Genomic DNA, 24,257 nt, shown 5'->3' on the forward strand with positions numbered 1-24,257 from the left:
GCCGGGTCGCACACAAATGCAAATGATAATTATTCTCATTGTTGCATAAAATAGCGTTATGCACACCTCGTGCCCACTACGCAGAAAGGAAGCACCATGCCGTTCACCTCACAACACGCCTTGCAACCCTACTGGGACCTGGCCGTCGCCCCCGTGCAGGCGGACGGGCTGGCCGCCGCCCTGGAACTGGGCATTTTTGAACTGCTGGTCACGCCGCACACGCCGGCGCAGCTGGCCGACACCCTGTCGCTGCACGCGCCGCACACGGCCCTGCTGCTGGAATTACTCTGGAGCATGCAGGTGCTGGAACGCGATGCGGCCGATGGCGAGGCACAGCGCTACCGCTGCACGGCCGCCACCTTGCAGTATTTCTGCCGCACCTCCGTGGCCTTTTGCGGCGACGCCTGGCTGTACCGGCTGCATGCGCTGCGCCATTTCGCCACGCAGCTCAGTACACTGGTGCGCGAGGGTGGCAAGGCCGCACCGTACAACACGGCGACTGGGGTCAACTGGGCCGCTGCCGCGCAGCAGCAGATTGGCCAGGAACAACGCGCCGTCACCATGCGCGCGGCCCTGTCCGTGATGCAGCGCATCGCCCCGTTTGCGAACGGCAACACGCCCTTGCGCCTGCTTGACGTGGGTGGCGGCCCGGGCTGGGTTGCCATTGCACTGGCGCAAGCCCATGCGGGCTTGCACGGCTGCGTTTTCGACTGGCCGGAAACGGTGGCCGTGGCGGCAGCGAACATCGCCCATGCGCAACTATCGGACCGGCTGGAAACGCTGGGTGGCGACCTGGACAGCGACGATATCGGCAGTGGCTACGATCTCATCTGGTGCTCGTCCGTGCTGCATTTCGTGCCCGACATGGCGGCGGCCTTGCGCAAGATCCATGCAGCCTTGAAACCCGGAGGTGTCTTCATCTGCGTGCAGGCGGAAATCGCCCCGGCAGCCGGCGACGCGGCGCGCGTGCTGCCGTATTACTTGCCGATGCGCATGCTGGGCCGCACGGTAACTCTACAGGGAGAATTGGCGCAGTTGCTGCGCGACACGGGCTGGCGGGAAGTGGAACAATACAGCGCCAGCGATTTCCCCATGGCGCCCGTGCAGGTGTTGATTGCGCGCACTTGAATTTCAGGCGTTTTCAATCGCCCCATTCTGCAGCGATTCGATGATCAAGCCAGCCAGCCGCTCGACGGGCGGCCTCGACACGCTGGAGGCGCGCAGCAGCTCCAGCGACAACGGGGGCAGGGCGGGCAAGCCCGCCGCCACGTGATCGAGCGCGCGCACGGTTGAGGGCAAGCCCAGGCCCGTGCGCACCGTCACGCCCAACCCGGCTGCGGCCGCCGCCCACAGACCGGCCAGGCTGGGGCTGGTAAACGCCGTGCGCCAGGCGATGCCGGCATGGTCCAGCGCTTGCGTGGCGCAGCGCTGGAACAGGCAGTCGCGGTCGAACGCAATGAGCGGCAACGGTTCGCCCGACTCGGGCCGCCAGGCCAGGCTGGACGAGGCGATCCAGCGCATCGCCGGTTCGGCAATATGCTGGCGCTGCTGCGACGGATACTCGGCCACGTCAGCGATGCACGCGCCGCCCCACAGCAGGGCCAGGTCCAGCTGGCCCATGGCCAGGCCTTGCATCAAGGCCGTGTTGCGCGCCACGTGCGCCTCGATGCGCACCTTCGGATGCGCGCGGGCAAAGCGCCCCAGCACGTCGGGCAGCAAGGCTTCGCCAAAATCCTCTTGCAAGCCCAGCCGGATCCAGCCTTCCAGTTCCGCGCCGCGCAAGGCGACGGCCGCCTCGTCGTTCAGTTCCAGCAAACGGCGCGCATAGCCGAGCAAGACTTCGCCGGCCGGCGTCAGCGCCAGTCCCCGGCCATCCTTGCGGAACAGGGGCATGCCCGCCTGCTCCTCGAGTTTTTTCAGCTGCGCGCTGACGGCCGAGGTGGAACGGCCCACCTTGTCCGCCGCGCGGGCAAAGCTGCCCAGCTCGATGCCAGCCACATAGCTGCGCAAGAAGGCGATGTCGAAATTCAGCAAGCTCATGGCGTGACGGAGATTGTCCTGTTTTATGGGATGGTGACTGGTAAATTATCTGATATTCAGAACGATCGTACTGCGCAACACTGTCAGGGTCAACCACTTTCCCCTCCCTGCCATGACCACCAGCTGCCCAGCCGTTCCTGTTCCTGTTCCTGTCCCCGCCACCGCGCCCGCGCTGGGCAATGCCCACCGCTGGAAGGTGCTGGCCGTCGGCGTGGCCGCCAATGCCAGCTTTTCCGCCGCCGCCAACGGCATGCCCACGACGGCCATCTGGCTGCGCAGCGGCTATCACCTGAGCAATACGGAACTGGGCGTGGCGCTGGGCGCCATGGGCTTGGGCGTGGCCCTGACCGAATTGCCATGGGGTATGGCCACCGACCGCTGGGGCGACCGCCCCGTGCTGCTGACGGGCTTGCTGGGGTCCATGCTGGCACTATTGACCTTGCTGCTATGGATCACCCCGACTGAGGGCACGGTGCCACCGCTATGGGCGCTGGCGGCCGGACTGGCGCTGGTCGGCGTGCTGGGCGGCAGCGTGAATGGCGCCAGCGGCCGCGCCGTGATGCGCTGGTTCGGCGCCGGCGAACGGGGTTTCGCCATGAGCATCCGCCAGACGGCCGTGCCCCTGGGCGGCGGCCTCGGCGCCCTCGTCCTGCCCAGCCTGGCATCGCGCTATGGCTTCATGCCCGTGTTTGGCGCCCTGGCCCTCGTATGCGCCCTGTCGGCGTTTTTTACGTGGCGCTGGATGCATGAACCCGATTTCTCTGCCGAGGCTGCCACGGGCCCGCACAACGCGTCCACGGGCCTGATGGAGGTCAAGCCTGCGCCGCCTTTGCGGAATCGTAAAGTCTGGCGCATGGTGGCCGCCATCGGCTTGCTGTGCGTGCCGCAATTTGCCGTGCTCAGCTTCGCCACCGTCTTCCTGCACGATCATGGCCACCTGGGCCTGGCGGCCATCACGGCCGTGATGGTGGCCCTGCAGGCGGGCGCCATGGTGATGCGCATCTGGAGCGGACGCCACACGGACCGCCACGCGAACCGGCCCGCCTGGCTGCGCGGCTCGGCCCTGGTGGCGCTGACGTCGTTCATTGTGCTTGGATGCATCGCCTGGCTGGACGCGCCGGGCTGGCTGCTGATGGCCGCCGTGGTGGCTGCCGGCATCGCCGTATCCGCCTGGCATGGCGTGGCCTACACGGAGCTGGCCACGGAAGCGGGCGGCGCCAACGCGGGCACGGCTCTGGGCATGGCAAACACGGCGGTCTACGTGGGGCTGTTCCTTACGCCGATCGCCATCCCGCACCTGCTGGCGGCCAGCAGCTGGCCCGTCGTGTGGTGGCTGGCGGGGCTGGTGGCGCTAGGCACCTGGCCCCTGTTTCCCAAGGCTTAGGGCAAGACAGAAATGCGGTAGACGCAGCGCATGGCATTGGCCAGCACATGCTGCTCGCGCACGATGCTGGCGCCTGGCCCCACCACTTCCTGGAACAGCTGCAATTCGGAGCGGCAAAAGCCCTGGCAGGTGCGCGCGGCGGCGCAGATGGGGCAGTGGTCTTCGATCAGCAGCCAGTCGTCGCCGTCCGCTTCCACGCGCGCCATATAGCCCTCTTCATCGCGCACGGCCGCCAGCTGCTGCAAGCGCGTGGGCAAATCCGGCGCCGAGCACGCCAACGCATACGCGCTGCGGCTTTCCTCCTCGCGCTGGGTGATGAGTTTATCCAGCCCCGCTTCGCCGAACAGCTGGCGCACCGAGCCGATCAGCTTGATCGTCAGCTGCGCATGCGTGTCGGGAAAGCGCGCATTGCCCGCCTCCGTCAAGACCCAGTTCTGGCGCGGCCGTCCGGCGCCCGCCTGCGCTTCCTGGCGCCCCTCGATCAAACCCGCCGCCACCAGCTTTTGCACTTGCTGGCGCGCCGCCTCGCCCGTCATGTCCAGCGTCTTGGCCAGGGTTGCCGTGGAGACGGGTCCCTTGGTCTTGATGAAATACAGGATGCGCTCCGTCGTTTGCGGCGCCTCGCTATTATCCAAACGTTTACTTGTGTAATTCATTTCGCTCAACTATCATGGGGCCAGTTAACCAACTAATTGCTTGCATAATAGGCCGGTAGCTCCCCGCTGTCGAGGAGTTTCCACGTCCGCGTGCCAGCAAGACACTCTTTGGACTGGAATCCCATGCAGCTGCAGCACTCCATCTGGCTGTTTCACGCCATCCTCGCTACCGGCCTGGCCATCTGGCTCACCCTGGCCGCCATCAACAACTTGCACGCCTTCCACGGCTCCGTCTGGGCCATCGGCAACACCATGCGCATGGACCCGCTGCGCCAGGACCCGACCATCCAGACGCCGCTGCTGCGCCGCGCGCTCACATCCTTGAGCTTGCATCGGCTGTCGCTGGGCGTGGTGCTGACGCTGCAACTGCTGGCCGCCATTGCCGCCTGGACGGGCGTGGCGCTGTTTGCCGGCGACGGCCTGGCCGCTGCCTTGCCCTGGCTAAATCTGGCCTTGTGCGCCATGGCCGCATTTTTGCTGCTGATGCACCTGGGCGGCCTGTGGTTCGGCTACTGGATCGCACAGGAAGGCTTGCAGACGACGCATCTGGTGCTGCTGCTGTGGACCATCGCCCTGTTTGTACTTTTCAACGCGCAGCGGACCTGATCAGCCTCCGCTGCGCCTCTTCTCCCTTTGACTGCAGTAAAGGACTTCATCATGAATACGAAAATCGTCGGCGCCTCCGCGCTGGCCATCACCCTGGCCGTCGCCGGTGCCGCGCTGTATCCGCGTGCCGACTCGCATGCGGCCGACGCCGCCGCCTATCCTGCCACCAAGGTGGCGCTGGTACCCGTCATGCTGGGCACGCAGGAACGCTACTTCGCTGGCGTGGGCGAACTGGAAGCGGCGCGCCAGGTGCAGGTGGCGGCTGAGGCGGGCGGGCGCATCACGCAGATCCGCTTCGAGTCGGGCCAGACCGTGCCCGCCGGCGCCATCCTGGTGCAGCTGAATGACGCACCGGAACAGGCGGCCCTGCTGCGCCAGCGCGCGCAGCTGAAAAACGCGGAAAGCAGCCATGCCCGCACGGTGCAGATGGTCAAGGAAAAGGCGGCCACGCAGGAGCAGCTCGACACGGCCCTGGCCGCGCGCGACGCAGCCCTGGGCGACGTGCGCCAGACGGAAGCGCTGATCGCGCAAAAGACCATCCGCGCGCCGTTCGCCGGGCAGCTGGGCATCCGCAAGGTGCACGCGGGCCAGTACCTGAACGCGGCCGACACGGTGGCCAGCCTGATCGACACGAAGTCGCTGATGGTGAACTTCGCCCTCGATGAACAGAGCAGCGCGAAGCTGGCGCCAGGCCAGGCCGTGCAAGTGCTGGTGGACGCCTATCCCGATGACATCTTCACGGCGAAGATCAACGCCATCGACCCGCTGATCGCCCGCTCGCGCATGGTGCAGGTACAGGCGGCATTGAGCAATCCCCGCGGCGCGCTGAAAGCGGGCATGTATGCGAATGTGCGCGTGGCGCGCGAGGCAGGCCAGCAACTGACGGTGCCGGAAACGGCGGTGACCTACAGCGCGTATGGCGACACCGTGTTCGTCGCGCAGCAGGAAGGAAAACAGCCGCTCACCGTCAAGCGCGTGGGCGTGAAACTGGGCGAGCGGGCCGGGGGCCGCGTGGCCATTCTTGACGGCTTGCGCGAAGGCCAGCGCGTGGTCGCCTCGGGCCAGTTGAAACTGGCCGACGGCATGGCAGTGCAAGCCGTGGCCAATACCCTGGACGAGGCCAAGCGCGCCGCGCCCAAGGCCGGCTCGTAAGGGAAGGCCATCACCATGAAATTTACCGATTTATTCGTACGCCGCCCCGTGCTGGCGCTGGTGATCAGCACATTGATCCTGATGCTGGGCGTGATCGCCATCCTGCAGCTGCCGATCCGCCAATATCCGATGCTCGAATCGTCCACCATCACGGTGAAAACCACGTATCCGGGCGCCTCGGCGGAACTGATGCAGGGTTTTGTCACACAGCCCATCGCGCAAGCCGTATCGTCGGTGGAAGGCATCGATTACCTGACCTCGTCGTCGGTGCAGGGCAGCAGCACTGTCACCGTGCGCATGGAGCTGAACCGCGATTCCACGCAGGCGCTGACGGAAGTCATGGCCAAGGTCAACCAGGTGCGCTACAAGCTGCCCGAAGGCGCGTTTGACCCCGTCATCGAGCGCTCGGCCGGCGATTCCTCGGCCGTCGCCTATGTCGGCTTTGCCAGCGAGAGCGTGTCCGCGCCCGCGCTGACAGACTACCTGGCGCGCGTGGTGCAACCAATGTTCGCCACCATCGACGGCGTGGCCAAGGTCGACGTGTATGGCGGCCAGCAGCTGGCCATGCGCCTGTGGATCGATCCGGCCAAGCTGGCCGCGCGCGGCTTGACGGCGGCCGACGTGGCCGACGCCGTGCGGCGCAATAACTACCAGGCGGCGCCCGGCAAGGTGAAAGGACAATTCGTCGTCTCGAACATCAGCGTCAACACGGATCTGACCAGCGTGGCGGAGTTCCGCGACATGGTCATTCGCAAGGGTGGCGATGACAGTGCTGCCCTGGTGCGCCTGAAGGATGTGGGCACGGTGGAACTGGGCGCGGCCGCCACGGAGACGAGCGGCATCATGGACGGCGTGCCGGCCGTGTACCTGGGCCTGTCGCCCACGCCAGGCGGCAACCCGCTGGTGATCGTCGACGGCATCAGGAAGCTGCTGCCGGAGATCCAGAAAACCCTGCCACCCGGAGTGAAGGTCGAACTGGCATTCGAGACGGCGCGCTTCATCCAGTCGTCCATCGACGAGGTGGCGCATACGCTGCTCGAAGCGCTGCTCATCGTCGTCATCGTCATCTACCTGTGCATGGGTTCCCTGCGCTCCGTGCTGATTCCCGTCGTGACCATCCCGCTGTCGATGCTGGGCGCGGCGACGCTGATGCTGGCCTTCGGTTTCAGCATCAATCTGCTCACCTTGCTGGCGATGGTGCTGGCCGTGGGCCTGGTGGTCGATGACGCCATCGTCGTGGTGGAAAACGTGCACCGGCATATCGAGGAAGGCAAGACGCCCGTGGCGGCCGCCCTGGTGGGCGCGCGCGAAGTGGCCGGCCCCGTCATCGCCATGACGATCACCCTGGCGGCCGTGTATGCGCCGATCGGCATGATGGGGGGACTGACTGGCGCGCTGTTCAAGGAATTTGCGCTGACCCTGGCCGGCGCCGTGGTGGTGTCGGGCGTGGTGGCGCTGACCCTGTCTCCCGTAATGAGCTCCCTGCTGCTGCAGCCGAAACAGACGGAAGGGCGCATGGCGCGCGCCGCCGAGCATTTCTTCGAAGGCCTGACCTCGCGCTATGCGCGCCTGCTGGACCGCTCCCTGCACCACCGCTGGCTGAGCGCCGGTTTCGCCGCGCTGGTGATGGTCAGTCTGCCGTTTTTGTACCTGCTGCCGCAGCGCGAACTGGCGCCGGCGGAAGACCAGGCCAGCGTGCTGACGGCGATCAAGGCGCCGCAGCATGCCAACCTCGATTACGTGGAACGCTTTTCCTACAAGCTCGATGACATCTACAAGAATATCCCCGAAACGGACTCGCGCTGGATCATCAACGGCGGCGAGGGGCCTGCGTCTAGCATCGGCGGCATCAACCTGACGCCGTGGGCCGAGCGTTCGCGCAATGCGGCCGTCATCCAGGCGGAATTGCAGCACGCCGTGGGCGACGTGGAAGGCACCAGCATCTTCACCTTCCAGCTGGCGCCCTTGCCGGGATCGAGCGGCGGCTTGCCCGTGCAGATGGTCTTGCGCAGCGCGCAGGATTACGCCACCCTGTTCCGCACCATGGAAGACGTCAAGCAGCGCGCACGCGACAGCGGCCTGTTTGCCGTCGTCGACAGCGACCTCGATTACAACAACCCCGTCGTGAAAGTACGCGTGGACCGTTCCAAGGCGAACAGCCTGGGCATCCGCATGCAGGACATCGGCGAATCGCTGGCCGTGCTGGTGGGCGAGAATTATTTGAACCGCTTCGGCATGGATGGCCGCGCCTACGATGTCATCGCGCAAAGCCCGCGCGAACAGAGATTGACGGCGCAAGCCCTGACGCAGCAGTACGTGCGCGCCGACGACGGCAGCCTGCTGCCCCTGTCCGCCGTGGTGTCCGTGACGGAACAGATCGAGCCGAACATGCTGACCCAGTTCAACCAGCAAAATGCGGCCACCTTCCAGGGCGTGCCGGCGCCGGGCGTGACCCTGGGCGACGCCGTCGCCTTTCTCGACGGCGTGGCGAAAACCCTGCCGCCGGGCTTCAGCTACGACTGGCAGTCCGATGCGCGCCAGTTCGCCACGGAAGGCAATGCCTTGCTGCTGGCCTTTTTGGCGGCCGTCGTCGTCATCTACCTGGTGCTGGCGGCGCAGTATGAAAGCCTGACGGACCCGCTGATCATCCTGATCACCGTGCCGCTGTCGATCTGCGGCGCCCTGATTCCGCTGGCCCTCGGCTACGCCACCGTCAACATCTACACGCAAATCGGCCTCGTGACCCTGATCGGCTTGATCAGCAAGCACGGCATCCTGATGGTGGAGTTTGCCAACGAATTGCAGGTACATGAACAGCTCGACCGCATCACGGCCATCCGCAAGGCGGCGCAGATCCGCTTGCGCCCGATTCTGATGACGACGGCCGCCATGGTGGTGGGCCTGGTGCCGCTGCTGTTCGCTTCCGGCGCCGGCGCCAACAGCCGCTTCGGGCTGGGTGTGGTGATCGTCTCGGGCATGTTGATCGGCACCTTCTTCACCCTGTTCGTGCTGCCCACCGTGTACACCTTTTTGGCCCGCCGCCACACGGCCGACCATGCCACGCCGCGCGCGCGCGACCTGTCCCAGGCGCTGAAGGAATCCCCATGAAAAATTACCGCTATCTCGTCTCCCTTTTCCCCCTGCTGGCCGGCTGCGCCGTCAGCCCCGCCTATGTCACGCCGGGCACGCCCGCCATCACCCTGGCCAGCCCACAGCAGGCGCAATTCGCACCCGGTGCAAGCGCCGTCAGCGAAGCCGCCTGGTGGACGTTTTTCGACGATGCGCGCCTGTCGCAGCTGATCGCCAGCGCGCTCGAACACAACCTCGATATCGTCCAGGCGCAAGCGAACCTGCTGGCCGCGCGCGCCGTCTTCGACGAACGCCGGCTCGATGAGCTGCCTGCCGTCACCAGCCAGGCGGGATGGCAACGCCAGGTGCGACAGGACACACCCGATAGCCGCGCCGCCAGCGCCAGCACGCGCGTGGGTTTCGACGCGCAATGGGAGATCGACCTGTTCGGCCGCCTGGCCCATATCAGCCGCTCGGCGCAGGCGCGCGCCGAAGCGGTGCAGGCGGACTTGCGGCAAGTGCAGCTGACGATCGCCGCCGAGGTGGCGCGCAATTACTACGAGGCGCTGGGCTACCAGCAAAACCTGGCGCTGACGCAGGCGCAGGTGCACAGCTGGCGCGACACCGTCGCCCTGATCGATGCGCGCATCCGTGCCGGCAGCGGCTTGCCGGAAGAGCGCCACAACGCGCTGGCCAACCTGGCCCGCAGCGAGGCGATGCTGCCGCCATTGCAGGCGGGATTGCGCCAGGCGCAGTACCGGCTCGATGTGCTGAGCGGCCAGGCGCCGGGCGCCATTTCGCTGGCGACCATGCCGCGCCAGGAAGCGCCGCTGGCGGGCCAGCTGCCGCTCGGCGACGTGAACCGCCTGATCAAGCAGCGGCCCGACGTGGTGCGTGCCGAGCGCCTGCTGGCCGCCTCCAGCGAAGACGTGGGGGCCGCCACGGCCGACCTGTATCCGCGCCTGAGCCTGGGCGGCTTTTTGGGCTTCTTTGCGCTGCGCGGCAGCGGCGTGTTCGACGGCGGCGCGCGCGCCTTCGAGGTGGCGCCCTCCGTCAGCTATCCGGCCTTCCGCCTCGGCAGCGTCAAGGCGCGCTTGCGCGGCACGCAGGCCGAAGCGCAAGGCGCGCTGGCGCGCTATGAACAAACGATGTTATTGGCGCAGGAAGACGTGGAAAATGCCGTCACGCAGCTGGCGCAAAACCAGACGCGATTGGCTTCCCTGCTGGAATCGGCACGCCACGGCAACGCGGCCCTCGGCATCGCCAGCACGCGCTATCAGGGCGGTTCCGGCAGCTACCAGGCCGTACTGGAAAACCAGCGCGCCTTATACGATATCCGGCGCGAAGCGCTGCTGACGGAAACGGCGTCCTATATCGATGCGATTGCCCTGTACAAGGCGCTGGGATGGGGGCAAACTATGTGATCTTTTTAGCTCGGAAAGGCACGTAATGTTCACGCAAGGCAGCTGGCTCAATCCACCGGAAAACTGGTCCGCCGACGGCGCGCAATTGCGCGTGACGACGGATGCCAACACGGATTTCTGGCGCAAGACCGCGTATGGGTTTATCCGCGACAGCGGCCACTTTTTCGGCACTGACATCAAAGGCGATTTCACGGCGCAGCTGCATGTGGCGGCGCAGTACGCAGCGCTGTACGACCAGGCGGGAATGATGGTGCGCATCGACGCGGAAAACTGGATCAAATGCGGCGTCGAATTTTCCGACGGCCAGTTACTGTTGAGCACTGTGCTGACGGTGGACACATCGGATTGGGCCGTCAGCATCGCTCCCGCCATGCCGGACGGTTTCTGGCTGCGCGTGACGGTGGAAAAGGGCGTGATCCGGGTGCAGTATTCGACCGATGGCAAGCTATGGCCGCTGCTGCGCCTGGCGCCATTTCCCGAGGCCAGCAGCTACCTTGTCGGGCCCATGTGCTGCACGCCGGAACGCGCCGGCCTCGAGGTCGCGTTTTCGCAATTTACGGTGGGCCCGGCCCAGCGCAAGGACTTGCACGACCTCACTTGAGTGCCCGTGTGTGCATGGCGGATCAGACGGCGGAATCCGTCCACTGATTATCGATGCACCATTGCCGCACATCGGCGATCAGTTGCGCTGAAACGGGCTGGAGTCCCGGGAGTTTTTTCTCGTATTTCCGGATGCTGGCGGCAAAAAAAGTGAAGAAAGCGGTGCCGATCAATTTGCGTTGCCCAGGCGTGTCTTTTTTCACCGGCACGAAGTCTTCCTCTTCCATGGCGATATCGAGGCCAAACATTTTGTCGCTGGCGTAATAGCGGCAGAATGTTTTTCGCTGCAAGTCTTTTGGCACGCAGCGCAGGCAGACAAACAATTCCCAGTCGAGATCAGGATATTTTTCTTCCATCAAAGGACCAAGCTGCCGCAGTTCATGACCAATGTCAAAGACCTTGGTCCAGCTTGGCGAGTCCGATGTCGTGTCTATGCGCATCTTTGTTTTCTCCGAGTGCAAGAACCGCATGATACGCGCATCGTCCTTCAGGCAGCGCGCGTGCCACCACGTGGCAAGATCAATCCGCCCGCGCCACCCACGTCTCGTGCAAATGGCGCCACAGCAGGCTACCAGCCGGCGTTTTCTCATACACGACGGTCGACAGCCGCTCGGTATTTTCTCCACCGGGCAGCGATTGATACTCGCGGTAAGACACGGTGGCGCCGGCGGCGCTGTCCTGGATCAGCCGCAAGTCCGTGATGCGCATGACGAGGCCCGGACGGCTGCCACCGGCGCCCTGGAAAAACGCCGTCAAGCCGGCATGATCGAGCTGCTTGCCACCGGGTGACACCATCGTGAACGCGGGCGAAAAACGCGCCAGCAAATCAGCGCAATGTTCCGGCGCCGTGGCCTCGCCGGAAAGCCACTCGCGGATCAGCACATGCGTGGATAACACGTCGTCAAAACAGGGATTCGTTGTCTTCATTTTTTGCTTGCTCCATGGTGATGTAAAAGGTCGAGAACGGCGCGGTTATCGATGCGCATGCACAGCGCCAGGGGCAACACGCACGAGGCGGCGGCCAGCGCAAAGCACCAGTGAAACACCTGTGCCGCGCGCGCATGCAGGGCAGGGTCGTCCAGGGTGGCGATACCCTGCGCCGCCAGCAAGCCGTTGAGCAGCACGCTGAGCAGCGCCACGCCCAGGCAAAAGCCCAGCTGGCGGTTGATATTCCACACGGCGCTGGCCTGGCTCAGCTGCGCGTCGGGCGTGCGCAGGAACGCCGTGCTTTGCGCCGTGCTGCTGCACAAGCCGCCGCCAAAGCCCATCACGGCATACGCGCCGGCCAGCCAGAACAACTGGTCGGCAGCAGCCACGCGCAGCAGCATCAGCATGCCCGCCGCCTGCAGCAGCGCCCCAGCGAGGAACAGCGGCCGTGGCCCCACGCGGCGGTAGCTTTTGCCGGTGAGCGAAATGGCCGCAAACGAGGCCAGCGCCCACGGCAGCATCAGCGCGCCCGCCGTCGACGCCGACATGCCCAGCACGCCCTGCAAATACAGCATGGCCAGCAGGCTCACGCCCATGAAGACGCCCGGCACCAGCAGATACATCAGCATGGCGATGCGCAGCAGCGGTTCGGCGGCCAGGCGCAGGTTCAGCAGCGGCGTGGATTTGCGCAGGGCGCCGCGCACATAGCCCCATGCGCAGGCAACGCCCAGCGCCAGCATGGCGGCGCCGGCCAGCCACTCGCCTGGCGTGCCCAGCATGGTCAAGCCCAGCAACAACAGCAGAATGGCCGTGCTGCCCGCCAGCAGGCCGCCCACGTCGAGACGGGGAACGGCCGCGCGCGGCGGGTCGGGGCGCAGCCAGCAGGCGGCCAGCAGCAGCGCCAGCGCGGCAAAAGGCACGTTCAGGTAAAAAATCCAGCGCCACGACAGGCTGTCGACGATGACGCCGCCCAAGGCGGGCGACAGGGCGGGCGCCAGCAAGCCCACCAGCATGATGACGGAGGACAGGCCGGGACGCTCGGCAGGCCGATACAGCTGGTAGGTCATGCTTTGTCCCAGCGGAATGAGCAAGCCGCCGCCGAGGCCCTGCACGCAGCGCCAGGCGATCAGCGCCTCGATCGATGGCGCCAGGCCGGCGCCGATGCTGGCGCATAAAAAAGTTAGCAACGATGCCATGAACACGGTTTTGCTGCCATAATAGGCAGCCAGCCAGGCGCTGGCCGGGATGACGATGGTCAGGCCGAGGATGTAGGCCGTGCTGATCCAGGCCAGCTGCGCCACCGAGGCGTGCAAGGCATGGCCGATGTCGGGATAGGCGACGCTGGTGATGAACATGTTGATCAGGTCGACGAAAAACCCCAGCAGATAGATGGCCGCCACCTTTTTGCGATAGTCCATGGTGCTCCAAATGGCAAACGGCCAGCTTAAGCGTCCAGCGCCATTTGCGTAACGGGCCAGCCCCGATTACACTGTCAAAGAAATTTTGACAAACCGCTGGAAGCCGCATGTTTACTCATTTTTATTTATGATCAGTCTCGACCGTTTGGGTATTTTCATCGCCATCGTCGACGCCGGCTCCCTGACGGCCGCCGCCGCCGTGCTGGGCCAGAGCAAGGCCGTCGTCAGCTTCAATTTGAAACAGCTGGAGGCGGAGCTGGGCGTGTCGCTGCTGACGCGCAGCACGCGCAGCCTGGCGCTGACCGACGTGGGACGGCGCTTTTATGAGGATTGCCAGCGCGTGCTGAGCGAAGCCCAGGGCGCCATCGAAACGGCGCGCCAGGGCCATCAGGGCTTGCGCGGCACCCTGCGCCTGACCACCACCGTCGAATACGGCAGCCGCACGGTGATCCCCGCGTTGATCGCCTTTGCCGCCGCCCATCCGCAGCTGCAGATCCAGCATTCCTCGTCGTCGTCGCATGAAGACCTGATCTCGGGCGGCTACGACCTGGCCATCCGCATGGGTTCACTCAACGATTCGAGCTACCGCGCCGCGCTGATCGAGCCGTATGCGATCTGGCCCGTCGCCTCGCCCGCCTACCTGGCCAGCCTGCCCGGCAGGGATATTGCCACCTTGCCCGACTTGCAGCGCGCGCGCTGGCTGGCGCACAGCCGCCTCAGCACGCCCCTGCGCTGGGACGTGCACACGCCCGATGGCCCCGCCGCCTTTGCCGTGCAGGACGACGCCGCCATCCATTCCGACTCCGCCTCGGCCCTGCTGGGCTTTGCCCTGGGCGGCTGCGGCGTGGCCCTGCTGCCGCAATGGCAGGTGGAAGGAGAAGTGCGCGCGGGACGCCTGCGCCGCCTGCTGCCCGACGTCGCCTTCCCGGAGCAGGGCGTGTATGCCGTGTATCCGAACACCCAGCATATCGCGGAAAAGGTGCGCGCCTTTATCGACTTTTTGCGCACGTTTGTGGGCACGCCGGACTGAGATTTCACTTCGTCAATATTTGACGAAGACAACGGTTTCCAAGGGGCAAACGAGCGCCCCTTTCGGTTTTCACGGCCTACACTGGAAGGACGTTGTTCACCGATTGGAGACCATCATGGCACATACATTGGCAGCAGTTTTCGCCGTCCGCGACATGGCCGAGCGCGCCCGGCACGACCTGATCACGGCGGGCTTTCCCGGCGCCAGCATCCGCCTGCACGATGCGGGCAGTGACGACTTTTCCGCCACGGAAAACATCCGCCGCGACGACAGCGACAGCCTGCTCGACAATATCAAGCATTTCTTTACGGATCTGTTCGGCAGCCACGCCGACCGCCACATCTATGCGGAAGCCGTGCGACGCGGACATGTCGTGCTGACACTGGAAGGCGCAAGCGACGCCGATATCCAGCGCGCCACCGACCTCGTCGAGCGCTACGCGCCGCTCGACATCGATGCGCACGCCGACCACTGGCGCGCCGGCGGCTGGCAAGGCGCGCCGCACGACGACAGCGCAATGCGCCAGGGCGCCAGCATGCAATCCAGCGCGCCATCGCAGCAGGGCAACCTGAACGAAGCGGCGGCATCGCAGCAATTTGCGGGCGGCATGGCACCGCCGTCATCGGGCGCGGGCGCCAACGCGCGCCGCTACCCGAGCGCGGACAACCTGCCAGGCACCAGCTACGACGACGAGCAGTACTACCGCAGCCACTGGAGCGCCACCTATGTCGCCACCGGCGCGCGCTTCGAGGACTACGATCCCGCCTACCGCTATGGCCATTCGATGGCCAGCAGCGACAGCTACCGGGGCCGCCCGTGGGACGACGTGGAAGCGGACCTGCGTTCCACGTGGGAGCACACGTATCCGCAATCAGCGTGGGACAACTTCAAGGCGGCTGTCAAACATGGCTGGGAACGCATCACGTCCTGATGCGCGCTGAGGGGGATAGCCCCCTCAGCGCCCCTCGTGCGTGAGCTTGAGGAAGTGGTTCAGGATGTGGAAGTGGTCTTCGAAGAACTGCTCTTCCATGGCCGGCAGGGCGCTCACCGGCACCCACTGCGCCAGCGCCGCATCGTCGGCCGCCTTCACGGCCGGCAGCTGGCGCGTCTTCAAGTCAAAATAATGCGCATGCGTGATGGTGCGCCCGCGCTGGCTGCGGTCCGGATGGTCGAACACGGCTACGCCGACCAGCGCCTCGACGAGGGTGGGCGCCAGCACGCCCAGCTGGGTTTCTTCCGCCAGTTCGCGCAGGGCGCCCTGCAGCAGGCGTTCGCGCGGCTCCAGGAAGCCGCCGGGCAGCGCCCACAAGCCCTTGCCCGGATAGCCGCCGCGGCGCACGAGCAGCACGTGGCCACCCGTCTGCACCAGCGCGTCGACAGTCGTGAAGATGGGCGGATACGGCGCCGCGCGCCAGCGCGCTTTATACGCTTCGATGGCGCGGTATTCCTGCACCAGCGGTGCGTACCATGGCAACAAGGTCCACGCCTTCACATACTGGCCGATGGCGGCCGGCAGCAGCTGCGCCACGGCGCTCAGCGACACATCCACGTCTTCCGCTTCGAACAGCACGTTGCGGATGGCCGTCGCGCCGATGGGCGCACCGGGATCGATCTCCAGATTCAATAACTGCCAGTGCGGGAAGTGGTGCAGGTAGTAGCTGGTGGCATCCTTGAAGCAAGCCACCAGGGTGACGCGCTGCGCCGTCGACACGGCGCCCGCCACGGCGCGCCGCACGGCATCGGCCCACAGGCCATCGTCGTAGTAATCGCGCACGGCCACGTAATGCACGCGCGCGCGCTGCGCCTCGGGCAGGGTGGCGGCGATCATGGCGGCCCGCTCCTGCCACGTAAACGGGTTCTTCGGGCTGCGCGCATGGAAGGCGGAACCGAGCACCACCACCACCTGGGCGGCCGTCGTCAGCGCCTTCTGCAACAAGCCCGCATGGCCATGGTGAAAAGGCTGGAAGCGGCCGATCAGGATGGCCGCGTCGGCAGGATAGGATGAGCTCATGCGTCGTCTCCGGTGGGGTAGTGGGCGGCGATCGGCAATTGGCGCCCGCTGCCAAAGGCGCGCGAACGCACGCGGATGATGGGCGCCGCCTGGCGCCGTTTGTACTCATTGCGGGCGACCATGCCGAGGATGCGCGTCACCAGTGCGCGGCCCTCGTCCGTCTCGCGCAGCTGGTCGACCAGGGTCAGCGCCTGCGCACTTTCAGCCGCCGGCAGGCGGCGTCCCTCGATATGCCATTTCAAGATTTCATCGAGCACGGGATACGGCGGCAAGCTATCGGTGTCGCGCTGGCCCGGCGCCAGTTCCGCCGACGGGGGTTTGTCGAGCACGGCGGCGGGGATCAGCTCGCGCCCGGCGCTGGCGTTGAGGTGGCGCGACAGGGCGAACACCTCCGTTTTATACAGGTCGCCGATCAATCCCAGTCCCCCGTTCGTGTCGCCATACAGGGTGCAGTAGCCCACCGAGATTTCGCTCTTGTTGCCGGTGGTGAGCAGCAGGGCGCCGAAGGCGTTCGAGTATTCCATCAGGATGGTGCCGCGCACCCGCGCCTGCAGGTTTTCCAGCGGCAGCCCCTGCAGCCTGCCGTCGAAGGCTTGGGCATAGCCGGCTTCGTACTGCGCCACGATGTCGCGTATCGGGTGCGTGTGCAGGACGATACCGAGGTTGGCGCACAGGGCGACGGAATCGGTGACGGAGCCGGCGCTGGAAAACACGGACGGCATGGTGATGCCCACGACGTTGTCGCCGCCCAGCGCCTCGACGGCCAGGGCCAGGGTCAGCGCCGAATCGATGCCGCCCGAGCAGCCGACGACGACTTTCGTGAAGCGGCAGCGGCGCGCATAGTCGCGCAAACCGAGCACGATCTGGCGCCGCGCAAACTCCACGGCGGGGATGCCATCCGGATCCGGCACGGGAAACGCCGATCCATCGGGTCGCGTAAAACGGCCATCGGCAAAGCGCAGCAAGGGAAAATCCTCGACGAAGCGGGCCGCCTCGAATTGCACACCGTCGCTCGGCGACATGGCAAACGAGGCGCCGTCGAACACCAGCTGGTCCTGGCCGCCCACCTGGTTGACGAACAGCAAGGGCAGCTTGACGCGCGCGCAGGCGGCGCCAAACACGGCGTGGCGCTGCGCGCGCTTGCCGATGTCGGACGGGCTGGCGTTGATGCTGACGACAAGGTCGGGCCCCGCCGCGTGCAAGGCGTCGAAGGGGTTGACGGCGTAGGCGCGGCCATCGTCGTTCCAGCCATCCTCGCAAATCATGAAGCCGACCTTGCAGCCGGCGATATCGAGGGTGCAGGCGCCGGGCGGGCCCGGCTCGAAATGCCGCCCCTCGTCGAAGATGCCGTAGGTGGGCAGCAGCTGCTTGTAGTATTCGGCCACGATGCGCCCGTCGCGCAGCGCCAGCAAGGCGTTGTACAGGGGCTTGCCGACGCCGGGATTGGGCCGCGCCGTGCCGATGACGGTGACCAGCGCCGGCCAGCGCGTGGATGCCTGCAGCAGCGTATCGAGCGCCTGCTGCATGTCGCGCAGGAAGGCGGCATCCTCGAACAGGTCGCCCGGGTAATACGCGCACAGCGACAGTTCCGGGCACACGAGCAGGTCGGCGCCATCGTCGCTGGCACGCTGCATGCGCGCGATGATGGCGGCGACATTGGCGTCGAAATCGCCCACGGTGGGATTCATCTGCGCGAGGGCGATGGTCAGCATGGTGATCCTTCATTGGTTACGCGTGAAACCACTATCCTGCCTGAAAAGTTTTCTGAGCGTACTGATGCAATCGTGCAAGCCTGCCGGTCGGCTGCTACAAGGTCTTGAGCCAGGCCCGCAAGCGCGTGCGCGCATTCGCATACGGCGACGCCGTGTTGAACTGGATCATGCGTCCCATCGTGTAATGCGTGTACCAGGGCAGGCCATACAATTGCGCGTCGTCGTGCGCCTCGATCAGCGCCAGCAGCTGGTTCTTCGCCTGTTCCAGGCGCTGCAGCAAGTCGTCCATGCCCAGTTCAGCATAGTCCGCATAGAAGCGCTGCGCCAATTTTCCCAGAGCGTTCCACGTGAAACCTTCTGCCGGGAAGGCGATGTCCTCGATGCGTTTGCCGGCACGCAGCTGCGCATGCCAGTGCAAGACCAGCTCGTTCCAACCCACCAGATAGGCGAGCAGGTCGCACACGCTCATGCGCGTGCCCGCCACTTGTCCTTCCAGCACGGGATCCCGCGCCAGCGCGGGCGGTACGCGTGCCAGCTCCTGCATCAATTTTGCATACGTGCTGTTGATGGCCTCGATGAGTTCCTGCTTGCTGTCGGGGATCGCCATCACGCCGCCCGGCTCACCGGCAAGCCAGCCGCCTGCCAGTCATCGTAGCCGCTGCCGAGACGGCGCGCATGCAAGCCGTGCTGGCGCAGGGCCGCCACGGCCTGCACGGACAGCACGCAGTACGGGCCGCGGCAATACGCGGCGATCTCTGCGTTCGCGGGCAATTCGCCGAGGCGGCGCTGCAAGTCATCAAAAGGAATATTGATCGCACCGGGCAAGTGGCCGGCAGCGAATTCCTGCGCGGGCCGCACGTCGAGCACGGTGATGCTGGCTTCGTGCATGCGTTCCAGCAACTCATTGCCCGTGATCGCTTCCACGTGGTCGCCCCGGCTCAGCGCCTGCAATTCGCTGCGCTGATGCTGCGCGTACACGTCCAGCGCGGCCAGCAGCTGCACGATGGGACCGCTGCCGAGCCGGTACAGCACGCGCTTGCCGTCGCGCCGCGCCTGCACAAAACCGGCGCGCCGCAACTGCTGCAAATGCTGGGAAGTATTCGCCACGGACAAACCCGTCAACTCCACCAACTGCTCCACCGCATATTCGCCATGTGCGATCTGCTCGAGCAGGCGCAATCGCGGCGCACTGCCTAAAATATGGGCAAACCCGGCGGAACCGGTGAGAAATTCGATATCGGCATTTTTCATTGACACGATGCTAGCACCCTTATAACATTCAAGCAATTAATTGAATGTTAGGAGCGGCAATGCAAATACTCTGGCTCGATGCGCTGGCCATCGGCGTGGGCGCGACGGCGGTGATGGATGTGTGGGCGGTGGCGTTAAAACGCTTCTGGTGCATTCCTTCGCTGAACTTTGCGATGGTGGGGCGCTGGCTGGGACATCTGCCGCGCGGCACGATCACGCACACCAACATCGCCCAGACGGCGCCCGTGCGCGATGAAGCCATCCTGGGCTGGACGTTTCATTATGTGATCGGCGTGCTGTTTGCGGCCGTGCTGCTGGCGCTGGTGGGAGAGGAATGGGTGCAAGGGCCGACGTTCGCGCCGGCCCTGCTGGCGGGTGTGCTGAGCGTGGCCGCGCCATTTTGCATCTTGCAGCCGGGCATGGGCGCCGGCCTGGCCGCCAGCAAGACGCCGCATCCGACGGCCGCCCGCCTGCGCAGCCTGATGGCCCACACGGCGTTCGGCATCGGCCTGTACCTGGCGGCGCTGCTGTGGTCGACCGTGCGTTAAGAGGTCAGCGGCGGCACGGGTGTGGGTGCCGGTGCGGCTGCCACCGCCGACATGGCCGGTGCCTCCGGCTGGGCCGGCACCGTGCTCAGCACCATCGTGCTGGGCTTGGCAATCGCGATGTGCGCCTCGTCCAGGCGCTTGAGCAGTTCGAACAGCAGCGCGCTGCGGATGCCCGACGTCAAGCGCGGCGACGAGGCAAAGCCGGTGGCATTGAACAGCAAAAGGCCATTGTCGATGCCATCGAGCTGCACGCTGGGCGCCGGCGTGTCGAGCACGTCGGGATTGTCGACAAAGACGGACAGGATCAGCGCGCGCGCCGCCTGCGCATCCGTGCCCAGCGGCAGCGGCAGCTTGACCTGCACCAGGCCCAGCGGATTGGCCAGGGTCACGTTGCGCACCGTCTTGGTAATGAATTCCGAGTTCGGCACGATCACCGTGGAACGGTCGCCCAGTTGAATTTCCGTGGCGCGCACGTTGATGCGGCGAATGTCGCCCTCCACGCCACCCAGCGACACCCAGTCGCCCACTTTCACAGGACGTTCGGCCAATAAAATCAAGCCGGAAACGAAGTTCTGCACCACCGCCTGCAAGCCAAAACCGATACCCACCGACAAGGCTGACGCCACCCACGCGATGCGTTCCAGGCCGATGCCGGCCGCCGACAGGGCCAGCGCCACGGCCAGCACGCCGCCGATATAGCCGAACAAGGTGATGAACGACACTTGCATGCCCGTATCGAGATTAGTGGTCGGCAAATAACTGTTTTGCAGCCAGCGCTTGAACAGGCCCAGCGCAACAAAACCAACGAGCAGCACCAGCAGGGCCTGGATCAGCGCGGCAGGGCGGATCGCCACCTCGCCGATGGCCAGGCCATCCTGCAGCTTGCCGACCCGCTGGAACAGCTCGCCCGGACCTTCACCGAACGGCGCCAGCAGCAGCATCAGGGCCAGCAGCACGACGATGGCGCGGCCGATACCCGACAGCAGCACGGCCGCCTGGTCGCGCGCCTTGGGCGTGGCCAGTACAGGATGGGCTGCGTCCGGCGGCGGTGGCGTGGAGGCCAGCAGCATGCAGATATCGTCCACCAGCACCGTCAACAGATAGGTGCTGCACACCACCACGATGACCCAGGCGATTTGCTTGGCGACAAAGCTGCCGAACGCCACATAGCCGATCAACAAGCTGATGACGCTCGACGCCAGCGCCAGCCACAACAGCACCGTGACGCAGCGCAGCCACAGGGGCGTGACCAGGGTGGCCGGATCGGCCTCGCGCAACTGGCGCCAGCAGCGCTCGGCGCGCATCAAGCCATAGGCGATGGTCGTGCTCATCACCAGGGCGACGATGCAGTTGACGGCCACGGCCGTCGACAGGCCCGCATTGATGACGATGGTGACCCGTTCCGTCGCCCACACGAGCACGACGATGAAGGAAAACATCGACGGGAAGTTGCGCATGCGGTGCGCCAGCGCATCGGGCAGGGGCAGCAGACGCCACGACACGCGGCGCGGCGACAGCAGCGCGTGGCCGAGTCCCGCCGTAAAACCGGCAAAGCAGATGATGCCGATCAAGCTGCTGAGGAAAGTCGAGGTTTTTTCGGACAGGCCGCCCTCCCAGCGCAGCCCCATGGCCAGCAATTCCGCCACCAGGCCCGGCGTGGCCAGCGCCAGCACCAGCACGGCCAGCGCATGCAGCGAGCGGCGCAAGCGGCCGTGCGGCACGCGCGTGGACGTCACCACCAGCAAGTAGCGCGATGCCCAGACGCTGGCGCCGATCACGGCCACGATGGCGGCCAGCAAGCCGCCCCAGGCCGACCACGGCGTGGCGCCTGCCGCATTCGCCAATTCCAGCTCCAGCGCACGCAAGCGCTGCAGGTTCTGCGGCAATTCCGCATGCAGCTGTTTCCAGAACGAACCGGCGAGTATCGAGGCCGTGCGCTCGCCCAGGCGCGCCTGCAACTGGGCGCGGCGCACCGTCGACACCTGTTCCGAGGCCTGCGTCGCTTCCACGGCCAGCAGGCGCGCCAGTTTGACTTGCGCATCGAGCGCGCTGCTGGTGCGGTCCAGCTGGCTGCGCTGCGCCGCCACGTCGGGCGCATCTTTCGTACCCGCCGCCGGCTTGCCCAGCTCGGCCAGCCGCGCCTGCACGCTGGAGAGCGTCGGCGCGAGCGCATCGGCCACCTTGTCCGCCTCGGCGCTGGCCGCCAGCGCATCAGCCCGCATCTGCGACAGGGTCGCATCATCGAGCTCAGCCTCGCCATCGAGCGCCTTCTGGATACCGGTGATCTGCTTGCGCAAGCCATCGAGACGCTGGTCGGCCGTGGCGGCGTCATCGACGGGCTGCGACCAGGCGGGCGGCGGGGCCAGCGAGCACGCCAGCAGCAAGGCCAACAGGAAGGGGAAGAAACGGAGACGGAAAGAAGTCATGCGGACCTATGGCTGGAAATGAGAAAAACGGCCGGATTGGCAGCAGCGCCAGTCATGGCGTGCTGCCCGGCAGGTGTCTGCCAATATAGCTGAAAACGCGGGCAAGCCGCAGGACAGGCGGAACTGGCGTGTGCCCCGGGGAGAAACTAGGCATATTGCCCTATGGAAATATCATTCAAAAAGGTCTAGGATCGTCGTCCGCTTGGCGGCGCGGCAGCCATCTGTACGCCGCCGACCTTTTCACCATTCCCTCCGTATTGAGACAGCCATGAAGTTTTTATCCCATCTGACCATCGGCACACGCCTCGCCACAGGCTTTGGCACCATCGGCGCCATGCTGATCATCATCTCTTGCCTGGGCATTGCCATGCTGGGCAAGATCAACCAGGGCACCGGCCATATCGTGCATGACAGCATGCCCAAGATCGAGCTCGCCAACAGCGTGTCGGCCAACATCAACGATATCGCCATTGCCCTGCGCAACATGATGCTTAGCGCCGATCCGGCCGACCAACGCAAACAAACGGACGCCATCCTGGCTGCGCGCCAGGCGGCGGCCGGCAATCTCGGCAAGCTCGCGAACATGCTCGATTCCGACCGAGAGCGCGCGTTGCTGGCCAAGATGAACGACGCCAACACCCGCTACGCGCAGGGGCAGGAGGCCTTGCTTGAACTGATCCGTGGTGGCACGCCGGACGACAGCAGCGCTTACCTGTACGGCCAGCTGCGTCCCGTATTGCTCGTCTATAAACAGTTGATTGCTGAACAGATCAGCTTGCAAAACACCCTGGCCAACACGGCGGGCGACAACGCCAATGCCACTTATGCCAATACGCGCACCTTGCTGATCGGCATGTCGCTGGCGGCACTGGCCATCGCGGCGGCGTTGGCGTATGGCATCACGCGCTCGATCACCGGCCCCGTCACCACGGCGCTGCAGGTGGCCAACACGGTGGCCGCAGGCGATTTGCGCAGCCAGATCACCGTGCATTCGCGCGATGAAATGGGACAACTGTTGCAGGCACTCAAGCGCATGAACGACAACCTGGCGCAAACGGTGGGCACGGTGCGCGCCGGCACGGAAACGATCGCCTCGGCCTCGTCCGAAGTGGCGGCAGGCAGCCTGGACCTGTCTGCGCGCACGGAGCAGCAAGCCAGTTCGCTGGAAGAGACAGCCTCTTCCATGGAAGAACTGACCTCGACCGTCAAGCAGAATGCCGACAATGCGCGCCAGGCGCATGTGCTGGCCGATACGGCCTCCGGCGTGGCGCAACGCGGCGGCGCCGTCATCGCGCAAGTGGTGGCGACCATGCGGCAAATCGATGCTTCGTCAAGCAAGATTGCCGACATCATCGGCGTCATCGATGGCATCGCCTTCCAGACCAACATTCTGGCCTTGAACGCGGCCGTGGAAGCGGCGCGCGCGGGCGAGCAGGGCCGCGGCTTTGCCGTCGTGGCCACGGAAGTGCGCAGCCTGGCGCACCGCTCCGCTGCCGCGGCCAAGGAAATCAAGACCCTGATCGACGACTCGACCCGGACCGTGGCGGCGGGCAGCGAGCTCGTGCATCAGGCCGGCAACACCATGAGCGACCTGGTCGACAGCGTGCGCCGCGTTACCGACATCATGGAAGAAATCACCTCGGCCAGCGCGGAACAGACGGCCGGCATCGAGCAAATCAACCAGGCCATCAGCGAGATGGACAACGTCACCCAGCAAAACGCGGCCCTGGTGGAAGAATCGGCGGCCGCCGCCGCTGCCATGCAGGAGCAGGCGGCTACGTTGGCGCAGGTGGTGAGCGCCTTCAAGCTCGACGCCGGCGCACCGGCAAGCAAGCCGGCAATCGCCGCGACAACCGTACCGCGCCAGCAAGCCGTTGCCCTGCGCGTGCCGGCGGCCAGGAAAACTGCGCCAGCCGCCACGGCATCGTCCGACTGGGAAGAGTTCTAAGGCAGCAACGCCACAGGTGCCTCTCGGCGCCTGTGGCGTCATGCAGCATAGGCTG

At 65.6% G+C, this 24,257-nt stretch carries 21 protein-coding genes; 11 read left to right on the forward strand and 10 right to left on the reverse strand.

All coding sequences use genetic code 11. The features are described 5' to 3' along the window. Positions 1-96: 96 nt before the first annotated feature. A complete protein-coding gene (locus JAB1_RS28410) occupies positions 97-1,128 on the forward strand; it encodes a methyltransferase domain-containing protein (RefSeq protein ID WP_070278496.1) in 1,032 nt (343 codons plus the stop codon). Positions 1,129-1,131: 3 nt separating this feature from the next. Here JAB1_RS28410 and JAB1_RS28415 read toward each other — a convergent pair whose 3' ends face one another. Beyond that, positions 1,132-2,040, reverse strand: a complete 909-nt coding sequence (locus JAB1_RS28415; RefSeq protein WP_034782671.1) for a LysR substrate-binding domain-containing protein — start codon at positions 2,038-2,040, stop codon at positions 1,132-1,134. 112 nt (positions 2,041-2,152) lie between these two features. Between JAB1_RS28415 and JAB1_RS28420 the strand changes: the two genes are divergently transcribed. Then, entirely contained in the window at positions 2,153-3,424 is a 1,272-nt protein-coding gene (locus JAB1_RS28420) for an MFS transporter (protein WP_070282972.1), read from the forward strand. On the opposite strand, the gene JAB1_RS28425 is transcribed toward JAB1_RS28420, so the two are convergent. Further along, positions 3,421-4,080 (reverse strand): MarR family transcriptional regulator, encoded by a 660-nt coding sequence (locus JAB1_RS28425; protein WP_034782669.1) that lies wholly within the window; start codon positions 4,078-4,080, stop codon positions 3,421-3,423. The two genes, JAB1_RS28420 and JAB1_RS28425, sit on opposite strands and share 4 nt — an antisense overlap. A gap of 123 nt (positions 4,081-4,203) precedes the next feature. Between JAB1_RS28425 and JAB1_RS28430 the strand changes: the two genes are divergently transcribed. The 5 genes from JAB1_RS28430 to JAB1_RS28450 are packed head-to-tail and all read left to right on the forward strand — an operon-like array spanning position 4,204 to position 10,932. Continuing rightward, the gene (locus tag JAB1_RS28430) at positions 4,204-4,686 is read left to right on the forward strand and encodes a DUF2165 family protein (RefSeq protein ID WP_070257862.1); all 483 of its coding nucleotides are present in this window, start codon (positions 4,204-4,206) and stop codon (positions 4,684-4,686) included. Between the two features lie 51 nt (positions 4,687-4,737). Next, on the forward strand, positions 4,738-5,838 hold the full coding sequence (locus JAB1_RS28435; RefSeq protein ID WP_070282974.1) for an efflux RND transporter periplasmic adaptor subunit: 1,101 nt from the start codon (positions 4,738-4,740) through the stop codon (positions 5,836-5,838). A gap of 15 nt (positions 5,839-5,853) precedes the next feature. After that, positions 5,854-8,946: a MexW/MexI family multidrug efflux RND transporter permease subunit gene (locus JAB1_RS28440; protein WP_070282976.1), complete on the forward strand. Its 3,093-nt coding sequence runs from the start codon at positions 5,854-5,856 to the stop codon at positions 8,944-8,946. Further along, positions 8,943-10,331: a TolC family protein gene (locus tag JAB1_RS28445; RefSeq protein ID WP_070282978.1), complete on the forward strand. Its 1,389-nt coding sequence runs from the start codon at positions 8,943-8,945 to the stop codon at positions 10,329-10,331. Before JAB1_RS28440 ends, JAB1_RS28445 begins: the two co-directional genes overlap by 4 nt. 25 nt (positions 10,332-10,356) lie before the next feature. Continuing rightward, positions 10,357-10,932, forward strand: a complete 576-nt coding sequence (locus JAB1_RS28450; RefSeq protein ID WP_070282980.1) for a DUF1349 domain-containing protein — start codon at positions 10,357-10,359, stop codon at positions 10,930-10,932. Between the two features lie 22 nt (positions 10,933-10,954). Here JAB1_RS28450 and JAB1_RS28455 read toward each other — a convergent pair whose 3' ends face one another. From JAB1_RS28455 to JAB1_RS28465, 3 genes are all read right to left on the reverse strand, one after another. Continuing rightward, on the reverse strand, positions 10,955-11,371 hold the full coding sequence (locus JAB1_RS28455) for a hypothetical protein (protein WP_070282982.1): 417 nt from the start codon (positions 11,369-11,371) through the stop codon (positions 10,955-10,957). A 79-nt stretch (positions 11,372-11,450) separates the two neighbouring features. Next, complete coding sequence (locus JAB1_RS28460; RefSeq protein ID WP_070282984.1) at positions 11,451-11,858, reverse strand: hypothetical protein; 408 nt, start codon at positions 11,856-11,858, stop codon at positions 11,451-11,453. After that, positions 11,855-13,276 (reverse strand): MFS transporter, encoded by a 1,422-nt coding sequence (locus JAB1_RS28465; protein ID WP_070282986.1) that lies wholly within the window; start codon positions 13,274-13,276, stop codon positions 11,855-11,857. The genes JAB1_RS28460 and JAB1_RS28465 overlap by 4 nt, the downstream gene beginning before the upstream one ends. 127 nt (positions 13,277-13,403) lie before the next feature. Here JAB1_RS28465 and JAB1_RS28470 point away from each other — a divergent pair, with 127 nt between their 5' ends. Together JAB1_RS28470 and JAB1_RS28475 are read left to right on the forward strand one after the other, a co-directional pair. Further along, positions 13,404-14,306 (forward strand): LysR family transcriptional regulator, encoded by a 903-nt coding sequence (locus JAB1_RS28470; RefSeq protein ID WP_070282988.1) that lies wholly within the window; start codon positions 13,404-13,406, stop codon positions 14,304-14,306. 115 nt (positions 14,307-14,421) lie between these two features. Beyond that, entirely contained in the window at positions 14,422-15,237 is an 816-nt protein-coding gene (locus JAB1_RS28475; protein WP_070257921.1) for a hypothetical protein, read from the forward strand. Positions 15,238-15,261: 24 nt separating this feature from the next. On the opposite strand, the gene JAB1_RS28480 is transcribed toward JAB1_RS28475, so the two are convergent. The 4 genes from JAB1_RS28480 to JAB1_RS28495 form a co-directional block, all read right to left on the reverse strand. Then, complete coding sequence (locus JAB1_RS28480) at positions 15,262-16,317, reverse strand: bifunctional nicotinamide-nucleotide adenylyltransferase/Nudix hydroxylase (protein ID WP_070282990.1); 1,056 nt, start codon at positions 16,315-16,317, stop codon at positions 15,262-15,264. Beyond that, a complete protein-coding gene (locus JAB1_RS28485; RefSeq protein WP_070282992.1) occupies positions 16,314-18,029 on the reverse strand; it encodes an NAD+ synthase in 1,716 nt (571 codons plus the stop codon). The genes JAB1_RS28480 and JAB1_RS28485 overlap by 4 nt, the downstream gene beginning before the upstream one ends. A gap of 94 nt (positions 18,030-18,123) precedes the next feature. Continuing rightward, positions 18,124-18,636, reverse strand: a complete 513-nt coding sequence (locus tag JAB1_RS28490) for a ClbS/DfsB family four-helix bundle protein (RefSeq protein WP_070282994.1) — start codon at positions 18,634-18,636, stop codon at positions 18,124-18,126. Further along, on the reverse strand, positions 18,636-19,280 hold the full coding sequence (locus JAB1_RS28495; protein ID WP_034782640.1) for a metalloregulator ArsR/SmtB family transcription factor: 645 nt from the start codon (positions 19,278-19,280) through the stop codon (positions 18,636-18,638). Before JAB1_RS28495 ends, JAB1_RS28490 begins: the two co-directional genes overlap by 1 nt. Positions 19,281-19,339: 59 nt before the next feature. Here JAB1_RS28495 and JAB1_RS28500 point away from each other — a divergent pair, with 59 nt between their 5' ends. Next, on the forward strand, positions 19,340-19,828 hold the full coding sequence (locus JAB1_RS28500) for a DUF2938 domain-containing protein (protein WP_213086087.1): 489 nt from the start codon (positions 19,340-19,342) through the stop codon (positions 19,826-19,828). Here the strand turns inward: JAB1_RS28500 and JAB1_RS28505 are convergent. Then, on the reverse strand, positions 19,825-22,254 hold the full coding sequence (locus JAB1_RS28505) for a DUF3772 domain-containing protein (RefSeq protein ID WP_070282998.1): 2,430 nt from the start codon (positions 22,252-22,254) through the stop codon (positions 19,825-19,827). The two genes, JAB1_RS28500 and JAB1_RS28505, sit on opposite strands and share 4 nt — an antisense overlap. A 268-nt stretch (positions 22,255-22,522) precedes the next feature. Between JAB1_RS28505 and JAB1_RS30620 the strand changes: the two genes are divergently transcribed. Next, positions 22,523-24,202, forward strand: a complete 1,680-nt coding sequence (locus JAB1_RS30620; RefSeq protein ID WP_070283000.1) for a methyl-accepting chemotaxis protein — start codon at positions 22,523-22,525, stop codon at positions 24,200-24,202. Positions 24,203-24,257 lie beyond the last annotated feature (55 nt).

It is taken from the genome of Janthinobacterium sp. MP5059B, from assembly GCF_001758645.1.
In the GTDB taxonomy this organism is placed as follows: Bacteria; Pseudomonadota; Gammaproteobacteria; order Burkholderiales; family Burkholderiaceae_D; genus Janthinobacterium; species Janthinobacterium lividum.

Coding starts and splice junctions, on each gene's coding strand:
- JAB1_RS28490 (WP_070282994.1), bottom strand. CDS start 18,636: ATGGCGATCCCCGACAGCAAGCAGGAACTCATCGAGGCCATCAACAGC.
- JAB1_RS28500 (WP_213086087.1), top strand. CDS start 19,340: ATGCAAATACTCTGGCTCGATGCGCTGGCCATCGGCGTGGGCGCGACG.
- JAB1_RS28445 (WP_070282978.1), top strand. CDS start 8,943: ATGAAAAATTACCGCTATCTCGTCTCCCTTTTCCCCCTGCTGGCCGGC.
- JAB1_RS28420 (WP_070282972.1), top strand. CDS start 2,153: ATGACCACCAGCTGCCCAGCCGTTCCTGTTCCTGTTCCTGTCCCCGCC.
- JAB1_RS28425 (WP_034782669.1), bottom strand. CDS start 4,080: ATGAATTACACAAGTAAACGTTTGGATAATAGCGAGGCGCCGCAAACG.
- JAB1_RS28435 (WP_070282974.1), top strand. CDS start 4,738: ATGAATACGAAAATCGTCGGCGCCTCCGCGCTGGCCATCACCCTGGCC.
- JAB1_RS28430 (WP_070257862.1), top strand. CDS start 4,204: ATGCAGCTGCAGCACTCCATCTGGCTGTTTCACGCCATCCTCGCTACC.
- JAB1_RS28415 (WP_034782671.1), bottom strand. CDS start 2,040: ATGAGCTTGCTGAATTTCGACATCGCCTTCTTGCGCAGCTATGTGGCT.
- JAB1_RS28495 (WP_034782640.1), bottom strand. CDS start 19,280: ATGAAAAATGCCGATATCGAATTTCTCACCGGTTCCGCCGGGTTTGCC.
- JAB1_RS30620 (WP_070283000.1), top strand. CDS start 22,523: ATGAAGTTTTTATCCCATCTGACCATCGGCACACGCCTCGCCACAGGC.
- JAB1_RS28440 (WP_070282976.1), top strand. CDS start 5,854: ATGAAATTTACCGATTTATTCGTACGCCGCCCCGTGCTGGCGCTGGTG.
- JAB1_RS28470 (WP_070282988.1), top strand. CDS start 13,404: ATGATCAGTCTCGACCGTTTGGGTATTTTCATCGCCATCGTCGACGCC.
- JAB1_RS28410 (WP_070278496.1), top strand. CDS start 97: ATGCCGTTCACCTCACAACACGCCTTGCAACCCTACTGGGACCTGGCC.
- JAB1_RS28480 (WP_070282990.1), bottom strand. CDS start 16,317: ATGAGCTCATCCTATCCTGCCGACGCGGCCATCCTGATCGGCCGCTTC.
- JAB1_RS28450 (WP_070282980.1), top strand. CDS start 10,357: ATGTTCACGCAAGGCAGCTGGCTCAATCCACCGGAAAACTGGTCCGCC.
- JAB1_RS28465 (WP_070282986.1), bottom strand. CDS start 13,276: ATGGACTATCGCAAAAAGGTGGCGGCCATCTATCTGCTGGGGTTTTTC.
- JAB1_RS28455 (WP_070282982.1), bottom strand. CDS start 11,371: ATGCGCATAGACACGACATCGGACTCGCCAAGCTGGACCAAGGTCTTT.
- JAB1_RS28475 (WP_070257921.1), top strand. CDS start 14,422: ATGGCACATACATTGGCAGCAGTTTTCGCCGTCCGCGACATGGCCGAG.
- JAB1_RS28460 (WP_070282984.1), bottom strand. CDS start 11,858: ATGAAGACAACGAATCCCTGTTTTGACGACGTGTTATCCACGCATGTG.
- JAB1_RS28485 (WP_070282992.1), bottom strand. CDS start 18,029: ATGCTGACCATCGCCCTCGCGCAGATGAATCCCACCGTGGGCGATTTC.
- JAB1_RS28505 (WP_070282998.1), bottom strand. CDS start 22,254: ATGACTTCTTTCCGTCTCCGTTTCTTCCCCTTCCTGTTGGCCTTGCTG.